The following is a 24481-nucleotide window of genomic DNA, read 5'->3' on the forward strand; positions in this document are numbered from 1 at the left end:
CCTCGTCGCAGGTGGCGCGCGGTGCCGGTAGGGTGGTGGCCATGAGTCCTGCAGTGAGACCCGGACACCATGAGACCACCCTCGACGAGGCGCGTCGGCTGGCGCGCGTGGATGAGGAGGGCCACGTCTACACGTCGGCCTCCATCGCCGCGGGCGAGGCACCAGGGCAGGAGGCCTACGTCGGCCAGTACCCCGGCGCCTCCGCGGAGGAGGCGCTGCAGTACTTCACCCGCAAGTTCGACGATCTGTTCAACCGCGCTCTGCTGCTCAAGGCGCGGGTGGAGGCCGCCGCGGACTCCGCCAAGGCGCTGCGGGAGAGTCGTGAGGCACTGCGGGCTGAGCTCGACGCCGGAGCGTGGGTGGGGGATGTCGCCGGCCTCCGCGCGCTGCTGGAGGACCTGGGGGCCGGGATCGACGCTCGGGCCGCCGCCGAGAAGGAGCAGGCGCAGAAGGAGCTGGCCGAGCATCTGGCCGTGCGCGAGGAGATCGTGGCCGAGGCCGAGCGGATCGCCGCCGCGGACCCCTCCGCCCAGCATTGGAAGTCCGCCCAGCAGCGGATGGCCGAGCTTTTCGACGCGTGGAAGGCCGAGCAGAAGAAGCCGCCGCGGCTCTCCAAGTCCCAGGAAGATCCCTACTGGAAGCGGTTCCGTGCGGCGCGCAGCACGTTCGACAAGGAGCGGCGGGCGTTCTTCGGCCAGCGGGACAAGCAGCATGCGGAGATCAAGCGGGTCAAGGAGGACCTCATCGCGCGTGCCGAGGAGCTGCAACACAGTACGGACTTCGGTCCCACCACGAAGGCCTACCACCGGCTCATGGATGAGTGGAAGGCGGCCGGTCGCGGTGCCCGAAAGGTCGACGACGCCCAGTGGGCACGTTTCCGGGTGGCGCAGGACATCTTCTTCGCGGCTCGCGATGCGGCCAACGCCGAGGCCGACGCCGAGTACCGCGCGAATCTGGCGGCCAAGGAGGAGCTGCTGCGGGAGTTGGAGAAGCTCATGCCGTTCAGTGATCCCGACGCCGTCCGCGAGGAGTACCACGCGCTGTTGGCGCGCTGGGACGCCGCCGGGCGGGTCCCGCGCGGTGATGTGAAGCGGATGGAGGGAGCCCTGGCCCGGGTCCAGGACGCCTTCCGGCAGGCGGAGGAAGCCCATTGGCGCCGGACGGACCCGGAGACGGTGGCGCGGCAGAACTCCATGCTGACCCAGTTGGACGAGACGATCGCCGGGCTGGAGCAGGAGCTCGCCGAGGCGCGGGCCGCAGGGGACGCCCGGACGATCGCCGAAGCGGAGGAGGCCCTGGAGGCACGGCGCAGCTGGCGGCAGATGATCGCGGAGAACGGCTGACCACTCCGAGCTGTACAGATGCCGGACATCTGATCACGAATCGATTACACTCGCACAGACATGTGCCGTCGACACCAGTGAGGACCCGCGCGTGAGCGATGACATGCCGCATCAGGCGGGCTCCCGCCGTCGCCGTCGGGAGATCCGTGAAGCACGGGAACGCGCTCAGGCGGAGCAGCAGGGCGCCCCACAGCGTCACACCTCTCACGGCTCTGTGTCGCCCGGATCGGCAGAGTCTGCAGGCAGGCCCGTTCCGCAGGTGCCCTTCGAGGAGGCCATCGGCGCGGTGAGCCCGGACCCGGCTCCGGACGTTCCCCTGGAGGACCATGGTCCCCCGGGGCCCCAGGATGCCGCGGCGGAGCGCCCGGTCGAGCAGCCCGAGTTCGAGGATCCGCTCGGCCCCGAGGAGTACATCGCCGAGGAACGGGTCGAGCACGACGCCGACGGCACCCCTCTGCTGATCACCTCCTCCAGCTACGGCCGCGGATATCAGACCGTCACTCCGGTCGCCACCGGCGCGAGCCGGGAGATCCTGACCCGACGTCAGGAACGTCGTCGGCGCCGCAACATCGCCCTGGGGCTGGTCATCGGGGGGTTCGCCGTGCTGCTGGTGATCTTCGCAGTGGTGTTCAACGCGGTCTTCGGCGGGCTGCTCGCCGAGCCGGAGGACTACGAGACCCAGGCCGGAGACACGGTGAGCTTTGAGGTCAATCCGGGCGAGGGCTGGGCCGTGGTGGCCAACCGGCTGGCTGAAGAAGGCATCATCGCCAGCTCGGAGGCCCTTGACGCGGCCCTGCGGGAGGCTGAGGACCTCGGAGTGCTCCAACCCGGGGAGTATGAGGTGCGGGAGGAGATGCCGGCGTCCGACGCGATCATGGCACTCACGGAGTCGGAGGCCGGGGGGTACCTGGCGATCAACCGCGGCTGGACCGTCGACCAGATGCTCGAAGAGATGGAGGCGGCCAACACCGGCTTCACCGAGGAGGAGTTCCGCGAGGCCGCACAGGACCCCACGGAGTTCGGGCTCCCGGAGGAGGCCACGAGCCTCGAGGGATACCTGGCCGCCGGAGAGTACCGGTTCTCCTACGGCGCCGAGCCGGAGGAAGTCATCCAGATGATGGTCGACCGGACCTTCGAACAGCTCGAAGAGGCCGGGATCACGGACGAGGACGAGCAGTGGCGCACGGTGATCATCGCCTCGCTGATCACCGGGGAGGCCAACCACCAGGAGCGCGGCGACGGCGAACGGGAGCGCGACTACCGCCTGATGGCCGGTGCCATCGAGAACCGACTGGCCCCGGACAACACTGAGACGAACCGTCTGCTGCAGATCGACGCCACGGTGAACTACGGACTCGGGCTGACCGGGGACCTCCATTTTCCCGAGGACGAGCGGCTCAACCCGGACAATGAGTACAACACCTATGTCCATGAGGGACTGCCGCCCGGACCGATCGCGGCCCCGGCGGCCGGCACGCTCGAGGCTGCCGCCGATCCGATCGACACCGACTATTACTACTGGGTGACCGTCAACGTCGAGACCGGAGAGACGCGGTTCAACGAGACGCGTGCCGACCATGAGGCCGACGTCGAGGTGTTCCGGCAGTACTGCGACGACAACCCTGGAGTCTGCAGCCCCGCCGAGGAGGAGGCCGCTGACGCCGAGGTGGAGGAGGGCTGATGGCAGGCACCCGTGCCGCAGTGCTCGGCCACCCGATCGACCACTCGCTCTCCCCGGCGCTGCACAGTGCCGCCTACCGCCTGCTGGGCGTGGAGATCGACTACTCCCGGTGCGCTCTCGACGTCGACCGGCTGCCGCAGTTCCTGGCCGGCCCCGGGGCGGAGGCCGACTGGGTGGGCTGGTCGGTGACCATGCCGCTGAAGTCCGCCATGGTGGAGCATATGGACTCCGTCTCCGCCCGGGTGCGGGCCCTGGGGGTGCTCAACACGGTCATCCACGGTCCGGACGGCAGGCACGGGGAGAACACCGACGTCGACGGGATCGTGGCAGCCCTCGGTGAGGCCGGGCTGCACGGCGAAGGGGCCGACCGTGAGGTGTTCGGCGTCATCGGAGCTGGCTCCACCGCCGTGGCCGCGCTGGCCGCCGCCGCCGAGCTCGGAGCGGAGGAGATCCGCGTCTACGCCCGGTCGCTGCAGCGGGCTGGGGACCTGGAGCCCCTCGCCGAGAAGCTGGGGCTTCGCCTCAGCCCCCGTCAGCTGGAGCTGATCGGCCCTGATCTGGCCGATGACGCTCTGGCCGCCGTCGTCTCGACCCTGCCTCCTCGGGCGGCTGACGGACTGGCCGGGAAGCTGCCCCGGCTGCCGCGGAGGACTCCGCTTCTCGATGTGGCCTATGACCCGTGGCCCTCCGCCCTGGCCCGAGCCTGGGAGCAGGCCGGCGGGCAGGTGATCTCCGGCCTGGCGATGCTCCTGCATCAGGCTGTGCGGCAGGTGGAGCTGTTCACTGCGTCTTCAACTCGTCCGGCGGGTTCGCTCTCCGCGGCCGAGCACCGGGCGCTGGTCGCCGAGATGCGCGCGGCGCTGCCGGCCTGAGAGGCTCGGGACCCCACGGCCGCCCGCGACGTCCACCAGGCGGAATCGGCGCCGTCAACGCGTAGGGCACCGTGCCGACATGGCATCATGGAGGCCATGTTGCGTTGGCTGACCTCCGGAGAATCACACGGCCGTTCCCTCGTGGGCATCATCGAGGGCCTTCCCGCGGGTGTGCGGGTCACCACTGAGATGGTCCAGGACGCCCTGGCGCGCCGTCGTCTCGGCTACGGGCGCGGTGCACGGATGAAGTTCGAGAAGGACGAAGTCCGGCTTCTGGCCGGTGTGCGCCATGGCCGTACCATCGGCGGGCCGGTCACGATCGAGGTCGGCAACACGGAATGGCCGAAATGGGAGAAGGTCATGTCCGCAGATCCTGTGGATCCTGACGAACTCGAGGGGCTCGCCCGCAATGCTCCGCTGACGCGGCCCCGGCCCGGCCACGCCGACTACACCGGGATGCAGAAGTACGGCTTCGAGGAGGCCCGCCCCGTGCTGGAACGTGCCTCGGCCCGGGAGACCGCGACCCGTGTCGCCCTGGGGACCGTGGCCCAGTCCTTCCTGGCCGACCTGGGCATCACCACGGTCTCGCACACCACCGCCATCGGTCCCGTGGAGATCCCCGAGGACGTCGAGACGCCCTCGGCCCGCGACATCGAGCGTCTGGACGCCGACCCGCTGCGGTGCACCGACGCGACGACCAGCGAGCGGATGGTCGCCGAGGTCGACGACGCCCACAAGGCGGGGGAGACCCTCGGCGGCGTCGTCGAAGTGGTCGTCGACGGTCTGCCTCCGGGACTGGGCTCCTACGTGCACTGGGACCGACGTCTCGACGCGCGCCTCGCCGGCGCCCTGATGGGCATCCAGGCGATCAAGGGCGTGGAGGTCGGCGACGGGTTCCGCACGGTGCGCCGCCGCGGCTCGGCAGCTCATGACGAGATCGAGCCCGACGGCACGGGGGTCCGCCGCACCACGAATCGTGCCGGTGGCGTCGAAGGAGGAATGAGCATCGGCACCCCGCTGCGCGTTCGCGCCGGGATGAAGCCGATCGCCACGGTGCCGCGCTCCCTGCGGACCGTGGACACCGCCAGTGGCGAGCCCACCACGGCGCACCACCAGCGCTCCGACGTCTGCGCCGTCCCCGCCGCGGGGGTCGTGGCTGAGGCCATGGTCTCGTTGGTCATCGCGCAGGCGGTGCTGGAGAAGTTCGGCGGCGACAGCCTCCCCGAGGTGGACCGGAACCTGAAGTCCTACCTCGCCGCGCTGCCGCAGCTGGGCTCGGACCCTGAGCGCACCGGCACCGATGGTGACCCGCTGCAGGCCCCTGCGGCCATGCAGGACTGATGGCAGGACTGGTGGCAGCAGTGATGGCAGGACCTGAGAGGACGCGGGATCTGGCACGCAACATCGTGCTCATCGGGCCCATGGGGTCCGGCAAGTCCACGGTCGGAGCGGCCTTGGCCCGCCGGATGGGGCGGCCGCATGTGGACACCGACCATTTCTTCGTCGCCCGTCACGGAAACATCGCCGAGTTCTTCGCCCGTCACGGAGAGCAGGCGTTCCGTGCTGAGGAGGAGCGGGTGGTCGCCGAGCTGCTGGATGCCCCGCGCCCGTCGGTGATCAGTCTCGGCGGCGGATCCGTCCTGAGTCCGCGCACCCGGGAGGCGCTGGTCGACCAGGTGGTGGTCATGCTGGATCTCACGGAGCGGCAGGCCTCGCTGCGGCTGGGAGACGGGTCGTCCCGACCGATACTGGGTGATGACCCGGTCACGGCGTGGCGGCGCATCTACGCCGAGCGGGAATCCCTGTATCGTGAATGCGCCGACATCGTCATCGATCCCGCCGACGGGACGATCGACGAGCGAGTCGATACCATCGTCACAGCACTCCGTGCCGACCACTGACCCCTCACCAGGAGAAGACCTCACTCCATGAGCCCGCAGGCAGACACTGCATCGCATGACACCGACCCCGCCGCGGCCTCCGCGACGGCGGCGGCGCCGGGATCGTCGTCCTCCCAGGAAACGGATCAGCGTCCTGAGCCCACGGTGATCACCGTTGGTGACGGTGGCGGCTCCGGCGGGCAGGATCTCGGCTATGAGGTCGTGGTCGGCAACGGCCTGCTGGGTCGCCTGCCGCAGATGATCGGCACCCAGGCCGAGAGGGTCCTGGTGATCCACCCGCGGGCCCTGCGTGCCACCGGCGACGTGGTCCGGCAGGACCTCGAGAACGCGGGGTACAAGGCAGTCGTCGCGGAGATCCCGGATGCTGAGGAAGGCAAACACATCCAGGTCGCCGCCTTCTGCTGGCAGGTCCTGGGCCAGAACGACTTCACCCGGTCCGATGCCGTGGTGGCTGTGGGTGGGGGAGCGGTGACCGACGTCGCCGGCTTCGTGGCCGCCACCTGGCTGCGGGGGGTGCGTGTGGTGCACATGCCCACCACGCTGCTGGCCATGGTGGACGCCGCCGTCGGTGGCAAGACCGGCATCAACACCGCCGAGGGGAAGAACCTGGTGGGTGCCTTCCATCAGCCGGCTGCGGTGCTCGCCGATCTGGACACGCTGCTGACGCTGCCGCGCAATGAGCTGGTGGCCGGACTCGCCGAGGTGGTCAAGTGCGGCTTCATCGCCGACGAGCGGATCCTCGAGATCATCGAGGCCTCACCCGAGCAGGCGCAGAACCCGCATTCGGCCCAGCTGCGCGAGCTCATCGAGCGGTCCATCCAGGTCAAGGCCACAGTGGTGAGTGAGGACCCCAAGGAGTCCGGGGTGCGCGAGTCGCTGAACTACGGTCACACCCTGGCCCATGCCATCGAGCTCGCCGAGCGGTACCAGTGGCGTCACGGCGCGGCTGTCTCGGTGGGCATGGTCTTCGCCGCGGAGCTGGCCCGCAGTCTGGGTCGTCTCGACGACGCCACCGCGGATCGGCACCGGGAGGTGCTCACCTCGCTGGGGCTGCCCGTCAGGTACCGCGACGATCGCTGGAACCAGCTGTTGGAGGGCATCCGTCGGGACAAGAAGAACCGCGGAGACCAGCTGCGTTTCGTGCTGCTCTCCGGACAGGGTCAACCCGCGACCGTCGAGATCCCGGACGCCTCGATCCTGTTCGCGACCTATCAGGAGATCGCCGAGCGGGACGAGGGGACCTCGGTCTCCCTGTAGAATCAACACCCGCTGACGCCGTCAGGTGCCTCGACCGAGGCGCCGACACCCGCATCCGATGTGAAGAAGGGTAATACGTGGCCACCTCGAACGACATCAAGAACGGTTCCGTCCTCAAGCTCGAGGGCCAGCTGTGGAACACGCTGGAGTTCCAGCACGTCAAGCCAGGAAAAGGCGGGGCGTTCATCCGGACCAAGCTGAGGAACATCACCTCGGGGAAGGTCGTGGACAAGACCTTCAACGCCGGGGCGAAGGTGGAGTTCGCCACAGTGGACCGTTCGAACTACCAGTACCTCTACGCCGATGGTGAGGACTACGTCTTCATGGATCTGCGGGACTTCGACCAGATCACCGTCCCCGGCGCCGTCGTGGGTGAGGCGGCGAACTTCCTCCTGGAGTCCCAGGAGGTGAGCATCGCCCTGCATGAGGGCACTCCGCTGTACCTGGATATGCCGCCGTCGGTGGTGCTGGAGATCACCTACACCGAGCCCGGGCTGCAGGGAGACCGCTCCTCGGCCGGTACCAAGTCGGCCACGCTGGAGACCGGCCACGAGATCCAGGTCCCCCTCTTCGTCGACCAGGGCACGAAGGTCAAGGTGGACACGCGGTCCTCCGAGTACCTCGGCCGCGTCACGGACTGATCCGTGGCTCGCCGAAGCAAGGCCCGCCGTCGGGCCCTGGAGATCCTCTTCGAGGCGGACCAGCGCGGTGCGGAGCCTCTCGAGGTGCTGCGCCTGCGCCGGGAGAAGGGCGATCTGGTGGTCGATGACTATGTCGTCACCCTCCTGGACGGTGTGGGTTCCCATCTCGAACGGATCGACGAGCTGCTCACCACCTATTCGCGCGGCTGGAGCCTGGAGCGCATGCCCCGGGTGGACCTGATGGCGCTGAGGATCGGCGCCTGGGAGCTGCTCTTCGACGACGAGGTCCCGGACGGGGTCGCCGTCGCCGAAGCCGTGTCGTTGGTCCGGGAGCTCTCCACCGATGAGTCCCCGCCCTTCGTCAACGGTGTGCTGGGTCGGCTGCAGAAGCTCAAGCCGACGCTGCGTGACTGACCAGCCCAGACTCCGCCCGATCACCGCCGGATGGGCTAGAGTTGGGGGCGAACAGCTGAATAGCCCGCTGTCTCCTTTAATGATCGTCCTGTGAGGCGAGGAAGGAGTCGCCTGGTGAATGCACCAGAGACCTCTCAGGTCATGTCCGCTCCCGATGTGGAGCGGGCGTTGACGCGCATCGCGCATGAGATCGTCGAGGCCCATCGTGGCGTCGAGGACCTCGTGCTCCTCGGGATCCCCCGCCGCGGGGCCCCGCTGGCCCGCCGACTCGGCGAACGCCTGGCCCATATCGACGGGACCTTCGAGCCGTCCCGCGCGGTCGGATCGCTCGACATCACGCTGTACCGGGATGACCTGCGCTCCGGCAGCGCACGGACTCCGGAGCCCACTCTGCTGCCCGAGTCGGGGATCGACGACGCCACAGTCGTCCTGGTCGACGACGTCCTCTACTCCGGCCGCACCGTCCGTGCCGCCCTCGACGCGCTCTCCGCGCTCGGTCGTCCGCGTGCCGTGCGCCTGGCCGTCCTGGTGGACCGCGGACACCGCGAGCTGCCCATCCGCGCCGATCACGTCGGCAAGAACCTCCCCACTTCACGGGACGAGCGGGTCGCCGTGCGTCTGGCCGAGGTCGACGACGTCGCCCGCCGGGACGAGTCCGTGCTGATCGAGAGGGGGGCGCGCGGATGAGGCACCTTCTCTCGACAGCCGACCTGTCCGCGGAGGACGCGCTGGCCATCCTTGACACTGCCGAAGAGATGGCGGGCGTGGCCACCCGGGAGGTGAAGAAGCTCCCCACGCTGCGCGGCCGGACCGTGGTGAACCTCTTCTTCGAAGACTCGACCCGCACCCGGATCTCCTTCGAGGCCGCCGCCAAGCGGCTCTCCGCCGACGTGATGAACTTCTCCGCCAAGGGGTCCTCGGTCTCCAAGGGGGAGTCCCTGAAGGACACGGTGCAGACGTTGGAGTCGATCGGAGCCGACGCCATCGTCATGCGCCACTGGGCCTCCGGAGCCGCCGCCCAGCTGGCCGAGTCCGGCTGGACCGACTGCGCGGTGATCAACGCCGGGGACGGCACCCACGAACACCCCACCCAGGCCCTGCTGGATGCGCTGACGCTGCGCCGGGGCTGGGCCTCGGGCCAGGGCACCCAGGCCCGAGGCACCGACCTGCGCGGCATGCGGGTGCTCATCGTCGGGGACATCCTGCACTCCCGGGTGGCGCGCTCCGGAGTCTGGCTGCTGAGCACTCTCGGCGCCCAGGTGGGCCTCGTCGCACCGCCGACGCTGCTGCCGGTGGGGGTGGAGCAGTGGCCGGTCACCGTCCACTACAGTTTCGACGAGGCACTGGAGCAGGGTCCCCACGCGGTGATGATGCTGCGCGTGCAGGCCGAGCGCATGGGCGGTGCCTTCTTTCCGACGCCTGCGGAGTACGTGCGCCGCTGGGGTCTCACCGACGAGCGACTCACCACGGTGCAGCGTCTGGAGGGTCCGGACGGTGGCGGAGCGATGATCCTCCACCCGGGGCCGATGAACCGCGGCGTGGAAGTCTCCGCCGCCGCCGCCGATTCACCGCTGAACCGTGTGCTCGACCAGGTGTCCCATGGCGTCTCCGTGCGCATGGCGGTGCTGCATCTGCTGTTGAGCGCCGATCGGACCGCCGCACCGGAGAAGACCGCCATCACCATCCCAGGGGGCATCGCATGATACAGACCACCGAGACCACCGTCCAGCGCACTCCGCTGCTGATCACCGGGGCCGCGCCGTACGGCGAGGACCGCACCGACCTGTTCATCGTCGAGGGACACATCCGAGCGCTCGGAGTCGAGGCTGCGGCGGCGGCCGAGGAGCTCACTGCCGCACAGGGAGCGGGTGCCGTGCGCCGGATCGATGCCGACGGGCAGATCGCCCTGCCGGGCATGGTGGACCTCCACACACACCTGCGCGAGCCCGGCCGTGAGGATGCCGAGACGGTGGAGACCGGCAGCCGGGCGGCTGCGCTGGGAGGCTTCACCGCCGTCCACGCCATGGCCAACTCCTCACCGGTGGCCGACACTGCCGGCGTGGTCGAACAGGTTCATCGGCTCGGTCTGGAGTCCGGATGGACCGAGGTGCATCCGGTGGGGGCAGTGACCGTGGGGCTGGCCGGTGAGCAGCTCGCCGAGCTCGGCGCGATGGCTGACTCTTCGGCGAGGGTGCGGATGTTCTCCGACGACGGCATCTGCGTGCACAATCCGGTGCTGATGCGTCGGGCGCTGGAGTATGTGAAGTCCTTCGACGGGTTCATCGCCCAGCATGCCCAGGAGCCGCTGCTCACCGAGGGTGCACAGATGAACGAGGGCTGCGTCTCGGCGGTGCTCGGCCTTCCCGGCTGGCCGGCTGTCGCAGAGGAGGCGATCATCGCGCGGGACGTGCTGCTGGCTCAGCACGTGGAGTCTCGGCTCCATGTCTGCCATGTCTCCACGAAGGGCTCGGTGGAGATCATCCGCTGGGCCAAGGAGCGCGGTATCGCGGTGACTGCCGAGGTCACCCCGCATCATCTGATCCTGACCGAGGAGATGGTCCGCAGCTTCAACCCGGTCTACAAGGTCAATCCGCCGCTGCGGACGGCCGACGATGTGCACGCGCTGCGCGAGGGGCTGGCCGACGGCACCATCGACGTCATCGGCACCGACCACGCCCCGCACCCCACTCAGATGAAGGAGTGCGAGTGGCATCAGGCGGCCATGGGGATGACCGGACTGGAGACGGCGCTCCCCGTCGTCCAGCACACGATGATCGAGACCGGCATGATGGACTGGCGACGGTTCGCCGAGGTCAGTGCGGTCCGGCCGGCTGAGATCGCTGGACATGGACACCAGGGGCGTCCGCTCGCCGTCGGTGAGCCGGCCCACCTGATCCTGGTGGACCCGCAGGCCCGGCGGACGGTCAGGCCTGAGGAGCATGCCACGAAGGGACGCAACTCGCCCTTCTCCGGGATGGAGCTTCCCGGCCAGGTGCGCACGACGATCGTCGCCGGCCACGCCGTGGTCGACGACGGCGCGCTGCAGGAATCTCTGACCGGGAGGAAGGCTGACCGCCGAGCATGACGCAGGTCTATCTGAACTATCTCTACGTCGCCTTCGCGATCATCGCCGTGGCGTCGCTGCTGCTGTGGTGGGGATGGCGCGGACGCCGACGCCGCCAGGCCGACCTTCCTGAACCGGCCGCCGTCAGTGAGGAGATCATCGACGCCGAACCGTTGGCCGCCGGCGAGGGCATGGTGATCGGGACGGTCAAGGCCGCTGACTACTTGGACCGTATCGCCGTCCACGAGCTCGGTCTCCGCACCGATGGTCGGCTCGAGGTCCATGAGCAGGGAGTGGCGGTGTTCCGTGCCGGAGCGCGCAACTTCCTCATCACTCGGGACCAGGTGACCCATACGCGCACCGACCGTGGCGTGGTGGGCAAGTTCGTCGAGCGCGACGGCGCTCTCATCATCGGCTGGATGCTCGGCGACGAGGCGGTCGAGACGGCGTTCCGGGCCCGACACGCCGAGTCCCATGAGCAGCTGCTGAGCCATCTGACACGTCTGACCGAGGAGTGAACCACCACATGAGTACCATCGACCCTGCCCTCCTCGTCCTCGAGGACGGCACTGTGCATGAGGGGACCGCCTATGGCGCCCGCGGCTCCCGCCTGGGGGAGGCGGTCTTTGCCACCGGCATGACCGGATATCAGGAGACCCTCACCGACCCGTCCTATGCCCGACAGATCGTCGTCCAGACGGCCCCGCACATCGGCAACACTGGCGTCAATGACGAAGACCCTGAGTCACGTCGCATCTGGGTGGCCGGGTACGTGGTCCGCGATGCCGCCCGACGGCCCTCGAACTGGCGGAGCCTCCGCAGCCTGGACGACGAGCTCGTCGCCCAGGACGTCGTCGGCATCCAGGGGGTGGACACCCGTGCGGTGACTCGCCATCTGCGCAGCGCCGGCTCGATGAAGGCCGGAATCTTCTCCGGGGAGTCGGCCGACCGTCCGACCGCCGACCTGGTCGAGGAGGTCCGGTCCCAGCCGTCGATGAAGGGGGCACGGTTGGCCGAGGAGGTCACCACGGCCCAGGCTTATGTGGTCGATCCTGCTGACCATGGCTGGGATGCGGAGCCCGTGGGAGTCGTCGCCGCGCTCGATCTCGGCATCAAGACCATGACGCCGGTCCGGATGGCTGAGCGTGGCCTGCGGGTGCACGTGCTTCCTGCCACGGCGACTCTGGACGACATCCAGCAGCTCTCGCCGGACGGGGTCTTTCTGTCCAACGGGCCGGGTGACCCGGCGACGGCGGCCAGCCAGGTGGCCCTGCTGCGTGAGGTGCTCGACGCCGGCGTCGCGTTCTTCGGGATCTGCTTCGGCAACCAGATCCTGGGGCGGGCGCTGGGCTTCGGCACCTACAAGCTGCCTTTCGGCCACCGAGGCATCAACCAGCCGGTCATGGACCACACCACGGGCAAAGTGGAGATCACCTCGCAGAATCACGGCTTCGCCGTGGACGCACCCGTCGGGGAGATCGTCACCGCGCCCGAGTCGCGGTATGGCCGCGTCCAGGTCAGCCACTCCAGCCTCAACGACGGTGTCGTGGAGGGCCTGCGCTGCCTCGACATCCCGGCGTTCTCGGTGCAGTACCACCCCGAGGCCGCCGCCGGGCCCCATGACTCCGCCTACCTCTTCGACCGCTTCGTCGAGCTGATGAAAGTGAAGGACAATGCCTAAGCGTCAAGACCTCAACTCCGTGCTGGTCATCGGCTCGGGCCCGATCGTGATCGGTCAGGCAGCAGAGTTCGACTATTCGGGAACCCAGGCGCTGCGTGTGCTGAAGGACGAAGGCATCCGCGTCATCCTGGTGAACTCCAATCCGGCGACGATCATGACCGACCCCGAGTTCGCCGACGCCACCTACGTCGAGCCGATCAGTCCCGATGTCGTCGCCAAGATCATCGAGAAGGAGCGCCCCGACGCGATCCTGCCGACCCTGGGCGGACAGACGGCGCTGAACACCGCCATCGCTCTGGACAAGGCCGGTGTGCTGGAGGCGTTCGACGTCGAGCTCATCGGCGCGAACATCGCCGCCATCGAGCTGGGCGAGGACCGGGAGAAGTTCAAGGGCGTCGTGGAGCGCTCCGGTGGTGAGTCGGCCCGTTCTCGCATCGTCCACTCTATGGAGGAGGCCTTCGCCGCCGCGGAGGACCTCGGTTATCCGATGGTCGTGCGGCCCTCGTACACGATGGGCGGGCTCGGCTCCGGGCTGGCCTATGACGAGCAGGACCTGCGGCGCATCGCCGGTGCCGGCCTGCAGTACAGCCCCACCACGGAGGTGCTCCTCGAGGAGTCCATCCTCGGGTGGAAGGAGTACGAGCTTGAGATGATGCGCGACGCGAACGACAACGTCGTGGTCGTCTGCTCGATCGAGAACGTCGACCCGGTCGGGGTGCACACCGGAGACTCCATCACGGTGGCTCCGGCGCTGACCCTGACGGACCGGGAGTACCAGAAGCTGCGTGACATCTCGATCAACGTGATCCGTGAGGTCGGCGTGGACACCGGCGGCTGCAACATCCAGTTCGCCGTGGACCCGGCCACCGGCCGGGTGGTCGTCATCGAGATGAATCCCCGCGTCTCGCGCTCCTCGGCTCTGGCCTCGAAGGCGACCGGCTTCGCCATCGCCAAGATCGCCACCAAGCTCGCCGTGGGCTACACGCTCGATGAGATCCCCAACGACATCACTCGGAAGACCCCGGCGAGCTTCGAGCCGACCCTGGACTATGTCGTCGTGAAGGTCCCGCGCTTCGCCTTCGAGAAGTTCCCCGCCGCCGACCCCACGCTGACCACCACGATGAAGTCGGTGGGTGAGGCGATGGCCTTCGGGCGCAACTTCACCGAGGCGCTGCAGAAGGCGCAGCGCTCCTTGGAGCAGCGTGGCTCGGAGTTCGACTTCACGGCCGCCGGGCGGGAGGAGCTCACCGAGCTGCTCGAGCAGATGGCGACTCCGACCACCGAGCGCATCCATCAGGTCCAGCGCGCCCTGCTCTCGGGGGCCTCGCTGGAGCAGGTCTACGAGATCACCGGCATCGACCCGTGGTTCCTGGACCAGATCGGGCTCCTCAACGAGACCGCCCAGGCAATCGCTCAGGCGCGGGAGCTCAGCCCGGCGGTGCTGCGCACGGCCAAGCGGCACGGCTTCTCCGATGTGCAGATCGGTGCACTGCGCCATATGGATCCTGCCGTCGTGCGCGGGGTGCGGCATGCCCTGGGCATCCGTCCGGTCTACAAGACCGTGGACACCTGTGCCGCCGAGTTCGAGGCGTACACGCCCTACCACTACTCGTCCTATGACCGTGAGGACGAGATCGGTGATCACGACAAGCCTTCGGTCATCATCCTGGGATCGGGTCCGAACCGCATCGGTCAGGGCATCGAGTTCGATTACTCCTGCGTCCACGCCACGATGGCGCTGCGCGACGCCGGCTATGAGACCGTCATGGTCAACTGCAACCCGGAGACTGTCTCGACGGACTATGACGTCTCCACGCGGCTGTACTTCGAACCGCTGACCCTGGAGGACGTCCTCGAGGTGATCGCCGCCGAGGAGCGCACCGGAGGGGTGCACGGGGTCTTCGTGCAGCTCGGCGGCCAGACTCCCCTGAAGCTGGCACAGCAGCTGGCTGACGCGGGGGTGCCGATCCTGGGCACCTCGCCGGAGGCCATCGATCTCGCCGAGGATCGCGGCGAGTTCGACCAAGTGCTGCAGGACGCGGGCCTGTTCGCCCCGAAGAACGGCACGGCGGTCAGCTTCGAGGACGCCAAGCGGGTGGCCGATTCGATCGGCTACCCGGTGCTGGTGCGCCCCAGCTACGTGTTGGGCGGCCGCGGCATGGAGATCGTCTACGACGAGTCCGGTCTGGCCCGCTACATCCAGAACGCCACCGAGGTCACTCCGGAGCATCCGGTGCTGGTCGACCGCTTCCTGGAGGACGCGATCGAGGTCGACGTCGACGCCCTCTACGACGGGGAGCAGCTCTACCTGGGCGGGGTGATGGAGCACATCGAGGAGGCCGGGATCCACTCCGGCGACTCGGCGTGCGTGCTGCCGCCGATCACGCTGGGCCCGGATGTTCTGGAGCGGGTCCGACACGCGACCGAGGCGATCGCCTCCGGAGTCGGGGTGCGCGGACTGATCAACATCCAGTTCGCCGTGGCCTCCGACGTCCTCTACGTGATCGAGGCCAACCCGCGGGCCTCCCGGACGGTGCCGTTCGTCTCGAAGGCGACCGGGGTGCAGCTGGCCAAGGCCTCGGCGCTGATCGGCACCGGCGTCTCCATCGCCGAGCTGCGCGCCGGGTCGGGACACCCGTCCGGCGGGCTGCTGCCGACCTTCGGCGACGGCTCCCTGCTGCCACCCGGGGCTCCCGTTTCGGTGAAGGAGGCCGTGCTGCCTTTCAACAGGTTCCGCACTCCGGAAGGTCGGGTGGTCGATTCGCTGCTCGGCCCGGAGATGCGCTCCACCGGTGAGGTCATGGGTATCGACAAGCATTTCGACACCGCCTTCGCGAAGTCGCAGCAGGCGGCGAACAACCCGCTGCCCACCTCTGGGAAGGTGTTCGTCTCGGTGGCGAACCGGGACAAGCGGGCCATCGTGATGACGGTCAAGCGCCTGGTGGACCTCGGCTTCGAGATCATTTCCACCGGCGGCACCGCCGATGTGCTGCGCCGCAACGGGATCAGCCCTGCGGTGGTGCGCAAGATCGCCGACGCGCCGGGGGAGGGGGAGACCATCCTCGATCTCGTGGAGTCGGGGCAGATCGACCTCATCGTCAACACGCCCTCCGGCGGGGACGCGCGCAGCGACGGCTACGAGATCCGCGCCGCGGCGACTTCGATGGGTACGCCGGTGATCACCACCGTGGCGGAGCTGGGTGCGGCCGTCCAGGCCATCGAGGCGCAGCGACAGTTCACCTGGTCGGTGACGTCGCTGCAGGACCATGCCGCGCGCTTGGCGGAGCTCTCGGCATGAGCACCCACACCCACCGCTTCGGCGCACGGCTGACCGAGGCGATCGCTCGCCACGGTCGGCTGTGCGTCGGCGTCGACCCGCATCCCCACCTGCTGCGGGACTGGGGGCTGAGCGACGATGTCACGGGACTGCAGGAGTTCGGCCAGCGGATCCTCGACGCCGCAGTGGGCCGGGTCGGCATCCTCAAGCCCCAGGTGGCCTTCTTCGAACGGCTGGGTCCGGCGGGTCTGTCCGTGCTCGCTGAGCTGCAGCGGGCCGCACGGCAGGAGGGACTGCTGGTCATCGCCGATGCCAAGCGTGGCGACATCGGTTCGACGATGGCCGGTTACGCAGACGCGTGGCTCGATCCTGAGGCCGAACTCGCCGCCGATGCGCTGACCGTATCTCCCTACCTGGGCTTCGGCTCCCTGCGACCGGCGCTGGAGGCCGCCCGTCGTCACGGTGCGGGTCTCTTCGTCCTGGCGCTGACCTCGAACACGGAGGGGCGGCAGGTCCAGCTCGCCCGTACCGAGGGCGGCACCGTGGCCGCACAGATCGCCGCCGAGGCTGCTGAGGAGAACAGCAGAGTCGCAGCGGACGGCGCGGACCTCGGTGATGTCGGGCTGGTGGTGGGAGCGACCACCGCCGGACTGGCGGCGCAGGCCGGGGTAGACCTCACAGCCGGGGCGATGCCCCTGCTGGCCCCGGGCTTCGGTGCCCAGGGCGCGACCGCCGCGGACCTCCGCGCCGGCTTCGGCGCGGCCTACCCTCAGGTGGTCGTCAACTCGTCTCGAGGGATCCTCGCGGCGGGCCCAGACGTCGCCGCGCTGGCCGGGGCGATCGAACGGACGGTCGCCGAGCTGGCCGACTGAGGAGGGACGGAACAGAGGCTCTGCAGGGGGCGGTGACGGCACGGGTCCTCGGCGTCCTGCCGCCTGATCTGGGGGAACGACTATTGCCCCACGGCAGAAATGAGGCTAGATTCGGCCACATGTGATAGGCGGCGCAGCAGAGGAGAACACCGTGGCCCTGCGAGAACTGAGCAAGGAAGAGCGCGACATCGCCCGGCAGAAGGCGTTGGCGGCCCGGATCGAACGGGCGGAGCTGAAGGAGGCCTTCGGGGCGGGGCAGATCAGCTTCGACGACGTCCTCGCTCGGGCTTCCACGTCTGAGGCGGTGGCCCGGCTGAAGACGGTTGAGCTGCTGGAGGCTCTCCCCGGCGTAGGGAAGGTCACCGCGGCCCGCACCCTGGAGGCCCTCGGGATCTCCGAGAACCGTCGCATCGGCGGTCTCGGCGTCAAGCAACGGACCGCGCTGGGTCGGCATTTGGCCGAGCTGGCCTGAGCTGCCCCGGGCGGGACTCGGAAGACTGTGCTTCGGGCGCTAGGATGGACGGCATCCTGATGCCCGGGGACGTGGTGTGTCGGTGAGACACCACAGACGACGTCCCGCCGACCAGACCGATGCGCCGCGGCCGCACTGAGCCGCTGTGGCGCCGCGCCGAGGAGTCCGACGACGTGAACCAGCCTCAGGTCACCGTGCTGGCAGGCCCCACTTCGGTGGGGAAGTCCACGATGAGCCGCTTCATCCGAGAGAACTACCCGCAGGTCTGCTTCTCCGTGTCCGCCACCACCCGTGATCCGCGCCCGGGGGAGGTCGACGGCGTCGACTACCACTTCCTCGCGGTCGAGGAGTTCGACCGTCTCGTCGAGCAGAACGCCTTCCTGGAATGGGCCACAGTCCATGGACGTCACCGCTACGGGACTCTGCGCTCCACAGTGGAGCAGGCTCTGGCCCAGGGGCGCAGCGTCCTGCTCGAGATCGATCTGCAGGGGGCGCGGCAGGTGCGCAGAACCATGCCGGAGGCTCAGTTCGTGTTCCTGACCCCGCCGTCCTGGGATGAGATGGTGGCTCGTCTCACAGGGCGGGGGACCGAGGGGCCGGAGGAACAGCAGAGGCGCCTGGAAACCGCTAAGATGGAGCTCGCGGCAGAATCGGAGTTCGACGTCACCGTCATCAATGACGACCTCGACCGCGCCGCCGCCGAACTCGTCGCCCTCATGGGCGTCCAGCAGAACGCCGTCTGACCGACGGCCGACCATATGCGACCGACAAGGACCATTCTTCAGTGACTGAGCAGCTCGAAGGCATCATCGACCCGCCGATCGACTCCCTGATGGACAAGAGCAACTCGAAGTACGCCCTGGTGCTCTTCGCCGCCAAGCGCGCCCGTCAGATCAACGCCTACTATGCGCAGCTCCACGAGGGCCTCTTCGAGTACGTCGGCCCGCTGGTGGACACCAAGCTCAACGAGAAGCCCATCTCCATCGCTCTGCGAGAGATCGACCAGGACCTGCTGGTTAACCACCCGGCCGAGAACCCGGCGTCCTGACCGGGCGGACCCGAGATATCTGATCGACCTGATGCGCATCGTCTTGGGAGTCAGTGGAGGGATCGCGGCCTATAAGGCCGTGCACCTGGTCCGATTGCTCCGGCAGGACGGGCATCAGGTCGATGTCGTTCCCACCCCTGCCGCCGAGGAGTTCGTCGGCCGCCCCACCTGGGAGGCGATCAGCGGACGCAAGGTCAGCACCTCGGTTTTTTCCCATGTGGACGAGGTGCGGCACGTGCGGCTGGGGCAGGAGGCGGATCTCGTCGTCGTCGCCCCCGCAACTGCCGATCTGTTGGCGCGAGCCCGTGCCGGGATGGCCGACGACCTGCTGACCTCCACCCTGTTGGCCACTGAGGCGCGGGTGCTCTTCGTCCCGGCCATGCACACCGAGATGTGGCGGCATCCCGCCACGGTGGACAATGTCGCCGCACTGCGAGCCCGCGGCCATGAGGTCATGGACCCCGCTGTCGGACGGCTCACCGGATCCGACTCCGGGCCCGGCCGTCTCCCGGAGCCGGAAGACATCCACGGGCGCATCGAGGAGATCCTCACCGAGCTGGATGACGCGGAGGCTCACGCCGCACCGCACGCGGAGCTCTCGTCGGCGTCCCGAACCCCGCACGACGGGCTGCTCGCCGGAACCCGCGTCCTGGTCACCGCAGGAGGCACACGCGAACCCTTGGATCCGGTCCGCTACCTGGGCAACCGCTCCTCCGGAAAACAGGGCGTGGCCCTGGCCCAGGCCGCTGCGGCGGCGGGTGCGCAGGTGCATCTGATTGCCGGCATCATGGATGTTCCGGCACCCGTGGACAATCCCTCCGTCACCGTGGAGCGTGTCGAGACGGCCGAGCAGCTGCACGGGGCGGTCGAGGCCGCGGGGTCGCAGGCGGACCTGCTGCTGATGGCCGCCGCCGTCGCCGACTTCCGCCCGGCGGACTACACCGAGGCCAAGATCAAGAAGACCGAGGACGACGCTGACCCGGTGATCCGCCTGCAACGCAATCCGGACATCCTCGCCGCCACGGTCCGACGGCGCGCGGAGCAGGGGACGGGCCCCACTGTCATCGTGGGCTTCGCCGCCGAGACCGGTGACGAAGAGCACGACCCGCTGGCCCTCGCCCAGGCCAAGCTGCTCCGCAAAGGCTGCGAGCTGCTGGTGCTCAACCGGGTCGGTGAGGGCCTGGTGTTCGGCCAGGATGAGACCGAGATCCACATCCTCGCGTCCTTCGGGGTGCAGGGGCTGCTGGGCGAGGCCGAGCCGCGGCATGTCACCGGCACCAAACTGGATGCCGCCCATGCGGTGATCGAGTGCGCCGGGCAGCTGCTCTCCCGGCAGGCGCGTTCGCCTTACGCTCTGTGAAGCCGCCACCTGAGCTCACCGCCCGGGCAGGCGCGGCTGACGTAGGATGAGCCGGTGACCAACACCAGCGCTGCCCCCTCCGACATGCCCTCTCCGCAGGCACTGCGGCTGTTCAGCTCCGAGTCGGTGACGATCGGACACCCGGACAAGATCTGCGACCAGATCTCGGACGCGGTGCTCGATGCCATGCTCGCCGTGGACCCGGAGTCCCGCGTCGCCGTGGAGACGCTGACCACCACCGGCCTGGTGCATGTCGCCGGTGAGGTCACCACCTCCGGATACGTGGAGATTCCGCAGATCGTGCGTTCCACGCTGCTGGACATCGGTTACGACTCTTCGGCCAACGGCTTCGACGGTGCCCGCTGCGGCGTCTCGGTGAGCATCGGTCAGCAGTCTCCGGAGATCTTCGCCGGAGTGTTCAACTCGATGGAGGCCCGTTCGGGGGCCGAGGACCGCCGGGACGCCCAGGGGGCCGGCGATCAGGGCATCATGTTCGGCTACGCCACTGATGAGACCGACACCTACATGCCGACCCCGATCGCGCTGGCCCACCGGCTCTCCGCCCGGCTTACCGAGGTCCGGCAGAACGGGCACCTGGAGTACCTGCGCCCAGACGGCAAGACCCAGGTCACCGTCGGGTACGAGGGTGACCGGCCGGTGAGCCTGGACACGGTGGTGGTCTCCACCCAGCACACCCAGGAGACCGCTCAGGACCAGCTGCATGCGGATCTCTCCGAGCACGTGGTGGCGCCCGTCATCGAGGCCTCCGACCTGGACATCGCCGACGCCTCGCAGATCATCAACCCGTCCGGACCCTTCGTGGTCGGTGGACCGGTCGGTGACGCCGGTCTGACCGGCCGCAAGATCATCGTGGACACCTATGGCGGATTCGCCCGGCATGGTGGGGGTGCCTTCTCCGGCAAAGACCCCTCGAAGGTGGACCGTTCCGCTGCCTATGCCATGCGCTGGGTGGCGAAGAACGTGGTGGCCGCCGGCCTGGCCCGGCGTGCGGAGATCCAGATCGCCTACGCCATCGGGCGGGCCCGCCCGGTGGGGATCTATGTCGAGACCTTCGGCACGGAGACGGTGGATCCGGCGCGCATCTCCGACGCGATCGATGAGATCTTCGACCTCCGACCGCTGGGGATCATCGAGGATCTCGACCTGAAGCGCCCCATCTACCGGGAGACGGCCAAGAACGGTCACTTCGGCCGGACCGGGGAGAACTTCCCCTGGGAGCGTCTGGACCGCGTCGAGGCCCTGCGCTCCTTCTTCGGCGCCTGATCTTCGCCGTGCCCGCCGTCCCCCGGCGGCACAGGGGACTTCGTCCCTGTCAGTCCGGACGCGTAGCATCGTCCGGTGAACGGGTCCCGGGCAGGCGGAGGGAGGCAGGCGATGACCGAGCACCAGGACCGGCAGCCGGCGCTGCTGGACGCGCTCGCGCCGCCGAGGCCAGCGCGTCTGCCGGCCGGCGCGACCGAGACGCTCCCGGTGGCCCGGGTCCTGCTGGACTCCGGGGTTCCCCACCTGGATCGACCCTTCGACTACGTAGTGCCCCGGGATCATGATCACGCAGTGGTCGCCGGCGGCCGGGTGAAGGTCCGGTTCTCGGGCCGGGAGTTGCTCGGATTCGTGGTGGAACGGTGTGCCGCTCCGGAGACCGCCTCCCGGCTCTCGATGATCCACAAGGTCGTCTCCGCCGTCTCGGTGCTCTCCCCGGAGATCATGTCGTTGGCGGAGAAGGTCGCGGAGCGTGGGGCAGGTGTCACCTCCGATGTGCTGCGCGCCGCGATCCCTCCGCGCGTGGCACGGGTCGAGAAGGAGTTCGAGGGGCTGGTGCCGCCGTCTCCTGAGCTGACCCCCGGTGAGCCGGGCCCCCGCCGGGCCGGACTGGCGCTGACCTCCTATGGGGAGCAGAGCTGGGCGGCGCAGATCGTCGACGTCGTGTGCGACTGTCTGGAGGACGGCGGGGACGCGGTGGTCGTGCTGCCTGACGCCCGGGATGTGGATCATGTGGCTCAGGCGCTCGACGATGCGCTCGGCACGGAGCAGGTGGCCCGGCTGACCGCTGATGTGGGCCCGACTCCGCGCTACCGGGCGTTCCTGCGGCTGCGCTTCGGGCAGGCCCGTGTGGCGGTGGGCACGCGCTCGGCCGTGTTCGCCCCGGTGCCGCGGCTGCGGCAGCTGATCGTCGTCGATGACGACGACCCCTCCCATGCCGAACCCCGCGCGCCGTATCATCATGTGCGTGAGGTCGCCCTGCTGCGGACGGTGCAGAGCGGGTCTTCGTTGCTGTTCCTTTCGACATCGCGCAGCCTGGAGGTGCAGCGGCTGGTCGAGCGCGGGTGGCTGGAGGATCAGGCTCCCGATCGCGCCGCTCGCCGTGACGCCTCTCCGCTGATGGTCGCCACGGCGGACTCGCATCACTCGGAGCGGGACCCGATGTCCCGGCAGGTACGCCTGCCGGCGGCGGCCTACCGCACCGCCCAGCAGGCCTTGACGCATGGGCCGATCCTGGTGCAGGTGGCACGGGCCGGTTTCGTCCCCGCAGTGCTCTGTCAGCGCTGTAGAGCTCGTCAGCACTGTCCTTCCTGCCATGGTCCGTTGAGCCTGCCGCCCCATCATGAGCAGTCGGGGACGCTGCGCTGCCGGTGGTGCGGGCTGCATCACCGCGCCCATCGCTGTGCGGAGTGCGGCCACGACCGGTTTCGCGCGGGTGTGCGCGGGGCCGATCGGACGGCCCATGAGCTCGGCCGGGCGTTCCCGAACACCACCGTGATCTCCTCCACGGCCGATCACCCGGTGCGCGAAGTCTCCGCCGCTCCGGCGGTGGTGGTCAGCACCCCAGGGGTGGAGCCGGTGGCGGAGCACGGTTACGCGGCGGCTCTGCTGCTCGATGGCGACGCCCAGCTCAGCCGTGAGGGGCTCGACGTGCCACGGCGGGTGTTGGCGCGCTGGTTCCGAGCGGCCTCGCTGGTTCGCCCGCACCGGACGGATCCGGCCCGCTCGGGGTCTGTGGTGGTCACCGCGGAGGCGGAGGAGCTCACGGCGGCCCTGGTCCGCTGGGACCCCGTGGCCTATGCCCGACGGGAGCTGTACCGACGGCTGGAGCTGGGTCTTCCCCCGGCCAAGCGCATGCTGAGCCTGACGGCGGAAGCCGGGGACGCCGAGGAGTTCATCCGGTCGGCCGACCTGCCCGACGGGGTGGACTGGATCGGCCCGTCACCGCTGGAGGACGGACGGCACCGGTATCTGCTGTTCTTCGGCTACGCTCAGGCACAGGCGATCATCGCCGAGATGAGCCGTCTGCGTCGTACGCAGAGCGCCCAGCACTCCGCACGGGCGGTACGGATCGTCGTCGACGACGTCGCCGTCCTGCAGATCTGAGAGACCGGTTCCTGGCCGGTTCCTGACCGGCTCCTGATCGGGGTCCGCGCGAGCTGCGCGCGATTCCGGTGATTCCGGTGTTTCTGGGAATCCGGCCGCGGTGCCGTCACAGCTCGCGGAGGAACCTCCGGACGGCTCGGGCAGTCTCGGCGGGCTTCTCGTAGTGCAGCAGGTGCCCCACGCCGCGGATCACCTCCATGTGGGCCTGGGGGAGCCGTCGGGCGAGCCGCTGTCGACCACGCAGCGTGCTCAGCTGGTCGCGGGCCCCGACGACCAGCAGCGTGGGCAGGTGGAGCGTCTCGGCGAACTGGGTCACTGTGGTCCTGCTGGAGGAGCGGTAGGCCTGCAGCACGGTCACCCGGTCGGCGAATCCGGAGAAGTGCTGACGATGCTGGTCACGGATGTACTCGACGGTCCTCCGGTCGTCGGAGACGATCATGGTGAGATTGGTCACTGCCAGGATGAGCGGGGAGCGCAGCAGAGCCAGGGCCCAGGACTCGGGCAGGTGTCCACAGGCTCGGTAGTACGCGTCGACGACGGCCGCACCCGGGAGCAGCCTGCCGCTGAACATGCTGTCGCTGATGGGGTTCAGCAGGCCCAGCCCGGCCCAGCGTCGACCGCCGGGTAGCGTCTGCTGCCATCCGATGTGCGCGGCGACGACCACGGAGCCGAAGGAGTGGCCCAGCAGGACGTCCTGCTCGTCGAGGTCGAGGGCCTCGGCCAGCGCCTCCACCACACGAGCGTAGGTCTCGGCGTCGTGGAGGCCCGCAGCCAGCGGGGGGCTGGCGCCGAAGCCTGGCAGGTCCGGGACCAGGATCTCCTGCTCGGGCAGGGCGTCGACCACCAGCTGCATCCCATGATGGTCCCCACGGAAGCCGTGGATCAGCAGCAGACGGCGGCGCGGGCCCCGACGGCGGCGCGTGGGGGAGTAGTGCCACAGCACCACCGGGGAGGAGACCACGGTCCCGTCGGGCGACGGGAGGCTCAGCTGCAGGGTGCGGCGCCTGCCGGGCCGAGACGGGTGGCCGGACGAGGGGGCGGGTGCGGGGACGCCAGAGGGCCCGGAGGGCGGCGAGGGGATCACGTGACCAGGGTAGTGGTGCTGCGCCCATGGCGGTGGTGCCGAGACCATGGCGGTTCGTCACTTAGACTGGGTCAGGCCGGGCGTCAGACTGGATCTGGCGTGGCCGACCGGTGCTTCGCACCGGTTC

Annotated in this window: 22 protein-coding genes; 21 read left to right on the top strand and 1 reads right to left on the bottom strand. The window is 69.1% G+C overall.

What is annotated here, in order from left to right:
• Positions 1-41: 41 nt before the first annotated feature.
• The 21 genes from ACYVKI_RS04625 to ACYVKI_RS04725 all read left to right on the top strand — a co-directional run bounded on the left by ACYVKI_RS04625 (position 42) and on the right by ACYVKI_RS04725 (position 23270).
• Positions 42-1343: a DUF349 domain-containing protein gene (locus ACYVKI_RS04625; protein ID WP_460689146.1), complete on the top strand. Its 1302-nt coding sequence runs from the start codon at positions 42-44 to the stop codon at positions 1341-1343.
• A 91-nt stretch (positions 1344-1434) separates the two neighbouring features.
• Entirely contained in the window at positions 1435-3024 is a 1590-nt protein-coding gene (gene mltG, locus ACYVKI_RS04630) for an endolytic transglycosylase MltG (protein WP_460689147.1), read from the top strand.
• On the top strand, positions 3024-3896 hold the full coding sequence (locus tag ACYVKI_RS04635) for a shikimate dehydrogenase (protein ID WP_460689148.1): 873 nt from the start codon (positions 3024-3026) through the stop codon (positions 3894-3896). Before mltG ends, ACYVKI_RS04635 begins: the two co-directional genes overlap by 1 nt.
• Positions 3897-3992: 96 nt before the next feature.
• Positions 3993-5237: a chorismate synthase gene (aroC, locus tag ACYVKI_RS04640; RefSeq protein ID WP_460689149.1), complete on the top strand. Its 1245-nt coding sequence runs from the start codon at positions 3993-3995 to the stop codon at positions 5235-5237.
• 23 nt (positions 5238-5260) lie between these two features.
• Positions 5261-5797 (top strand): shikimate kinase, encoded by a 537-nt coding sequence (locus ACYVKI_RS04645; RefSeq protein WP_460689150.1) that lies wholly within the window; start codon positions 5261-5263, stop codon positions 5795-5797.
• A gap of 27 nt (positions 5798-5824) precedes the next feature.
• Positions 5825-7054 carry a 3-dehydroquinate synthase gene (gene aroB, locus ACYVKI_RS04650; protein ID WP_460689151.1) on the top strand — a complete coding sequence of 410 codons (1230 nt, stop codon included), beginning with the start codon at positions 5825-5827 and terminating at the stop codon, positions 7052-7054.
• 77 nt (positions 7055-7131) lie between these two features.
• Positions 7132-7695, top strand: a complete 564-nt coding sequence (gene efp / locus ACYVKI_RS04655) for an elongation factor P (RefSeq protein WP_460689152.1) — start codon at positions 7132-7134, stop codon at positions 7693-7695.
• 3 nt (positions 7696-7698) lie between these two features.
• A complete protein-coding gene (gene nusB, locus ACYVKI_RS04660; RefSeq protein ID WP_460689153.1) occupies positions 7699-8109 on the top strand; it encodes a transcription antitermination factor NusB in 411 nt (136 codons plus the stop codon).
• A 111-nt stretch (positions 8110-8220) separates the two neighbouring features.
• Positions 8221-8796 (top strand): bifunctional pyr operon transcriptional regulator/uracil phosphoribosyltransferase PyrR, encoded by a 576-nt coding sequence (pyrR, locus tag ACYVKI_RS04665; protein ID WP_460689405.1) that lies wholly within the window; start codon positions 8221-8223, stop codon positions 8794-8796.
• Positions 8793-9812 carry an aspartate carbamoyltransferase catalytic subunit gene (locus ACYVKI_RS04670; protein ID WP_460689154.1) on the top strand — a complete coding sequence of 340 codons (1020 nt, stop codon included), beginning with the start codon at positions 8793-8795 and terminating at the stop codon, positions 9810-9812. Before pyrR ends, ACYVKI_RS04670 begins: the two co-directional genes overlap by 4 nt.
• Positions 9809-11194, top strand: a complete 1386-nt coding sequence (locus tag ACYVKI_RS04675) for a dihydroorotase (protein ID WP_460689155.1) — start codon at positions 9809-9811, stop codon at positions 11192-11194. The genes ACYVKI_RS04670 and ACYVKI_RS04675 overlap by 4 nt, the downstream gene beginning before the upstream one ends.
• On the top strand, positions 11191-11691 hold the full coding sequence (locus ACYVKI_RS04680) for a PH-like domain-containing protein (RefSeq protein WP_460689156.1): 501 nt from the start codon (positions 11191-11193) through the stop codon (positions 11689-11691). The genes ACYVKI_RS04675 and ACYVKI_RS04680 overlap by 4 nt, the downstream gene beginning before the upstream one ends.
• Before the next feature lie 8 nt (positions 11692-11699).
• Entirely contained in the window at positions 11700-12854 is a 1155-nt protein-coding gene (gene carA, locus ACYVKI_RS04685; protein ID WP_460689157.1) for a glutamine-hydrolyzing carbamoyl-phosphate synthase small subunit, read from the top strand.
• Positions 12847-16152: a carbamoyl-phosphate synthase large subunit gene (gene carB, locus ACYVKI_RS04690; RefSeq protein WP_460689158.1), complete on the top strand. Its 3306-nt coding sequence runs from the start codon at positions 12847-12849 to the stop codon at positions 16150-16152. The genes carA and carB overlap by 8 nt, the downstream gene beginning before the upstream one ends.
• Entirely contained in the window at positions 16149-17003 is an 855-nt protein-coding gene (gene pyrF / locus ACYVKI_RS04695) for an orotidine-5'-phosphate decarboxylase (protein ID WP_460689159.1), read from the top strand. Before carB ends, pyrF begins: the two co-directional genes overlap by 4 nt.
• Positions 17004-17154: 151 nt before the next feature.
• Complete coding sequence (mihF, locus tag ACYVKI_RS04700; RefSeq protein WP_460689160.1) at positions 17155-17475, top strand: integration host factor, actinobacterial type; 321 nt, start codon at positions 17155-17157, stop codon at positions 17473-17475.
• Positions 17476-17594: 119 nt separating this feature from the next.
• Complete coding sequence (gene gmk, locus ACYVKI_RS04705; protein ID WP_460689161.1) at positions 17595-18218, top strand: guanylate kinase; 624 nt, start codon at positions 17595-17597, stop codon at positions 18216-18218.
• Positions 18219-18259: 41 nt separating this feature from the next.
• A complete protein-coding gene (gene rpoZ, locus ACYVKI_RS04710) occupies positions 18260-18523 on the top strand; it encodes a DNA-directed RNA polymerase subunit omega (protein WP_460689162.1) in 264 nt (87 codons plus the stop codon).
• 31 nt (positions 18524-18554) lie between these two features.
• On the top strand, positions 18555-19883 hold the full coding sequence (locus ACYVKI_RS04715; protein ID WP_460689163.1) for a bifunctional phosphopantothenoylcysteine decarboxylase/phosphopantothenate synthase: 1329 nt from the start codon (positions 18555-18557) through the stop codon (positions 19881-19883).
• A gap of 84 nt (positions 19884-19967) precedes the next feature.
• Positions 19968-21167 (top strand): methionine adenosyltransferase, encoded by a 1200-nt coding sequence (gene metK / locus ACYVKI_RS04720; protein WP_460689406.1) that lies wholly within the window; start codon positions 19968-19970, stop codon positions 21165-21167.
• Positions 21168-21278: 111 nt separating this feature from the next.
• Entirely contained in the window at positions 21279-23270 is a 1992-nt protein-coding gene (locus ACYVKI_RS04725) for a primosomal protein N' family DNA-binding protein (protein WP_460689164.1), read from the top strand.
• Between the two features lie 106 nt (positions 23271-23376).
• Here ACYVKI_RS04725 and ACYVKI_RS04730 read toward each other — a convergent pair whose 3' ends face one another.
• Positions 23377-24354: an alpha/beta fold hydrolase gene (locus ACYVKI_RS04730; RefSeq protein WP_460689165.1), complete on the bottom strand. Its 978-nt coding sequence runs from the start codon at positions 24352-24354 to the stop codon at positions 23377-23379.
• Positions 24355-24481: the final 127 nt, after the last annotated feature.

The organism is Nesterenkonia suensis, assembly GCF_054782935.1.